General features: G+C 71.8%; 1 protein-coding gene. It reads left to right on the top strand.

What is annotated here, in order from left to right; all coding sequences use genetic code 11:
- Window positions 1-11 precede the first annotated feature (11 nt).
- Window positions 12-588: ketoacyl-synthetase C-terminal extension domain-containing protein (locus JS756_RS35985; RefSeq protein WP_307791446.1), on the top strand; the 577-nt coding region annotated here is incomplete at its 3' end.

Below are 588 nucleotides of genomic sequence, written 5' to 3'. Positions count from 1 at the left end.
CGGCCGGGGACGTGGCGCTCCTGACGCGGGACACCGCGTGGGAGCGGGCGGAGGACCGGCCGCGTCGGGCGGGTGTGTCCTCGTTCGGCATCAGCGGCACCAACGCCCACGTCATCCTCGAAGAGGCTCCTCAGGAAGCCCGTCGGGAGGTTCGAAAGGGGCCGAGTGAGGGAGACGGGCCCGAACCCGAACCGGGATCGGAGCTCCCGCGAGTCATGCCCTGGGTACTGTCCGCAGCGGGCGACGCGCTGCCCGCCCAGGCAGAGCAACTGGTCGGCTTCGTCGAGGCCCGTCCCGACCTCCCCCTCGGGGACACCGCCCTGGCCCTGGCCACCACTCGGACCGTGCTGGAGAACCGCGCCGTGGTCCTGGCCGCCGACCGCGACGAGTTGCTGCGCTCGTTGCGCTCCTTGGCGGAGGGCCGGAGCGAACCCGGCGTCGTCAGGAACGCCGTACAGACAGGTGGCCGACTGGCGTTCCTGTTCGCGGGTCAGGGTGGGCAGAGGGTCGGTATGGGGCGGGAGTTGTATGCCGCGTTTCCGGTGTTCGCCGCTGCCTTCGACGCGGTGGACGCCGAGTTGCCGTTCG

It is taken from the genome of Streptomyces actuosus (assembly GCF_016921115.1).
Lineage (GTDB): Bacteria > Actinomycetota > Actinomycetes > Streptomycetales > Streptomycetaceae > Streptomyces > Streptomyces actuosus_A.
The sequence above is the reverse complement of the archived record's forward strand: the minus strand, read 5'-3'. Positions and strand labels throughout refer to the sequence as shown.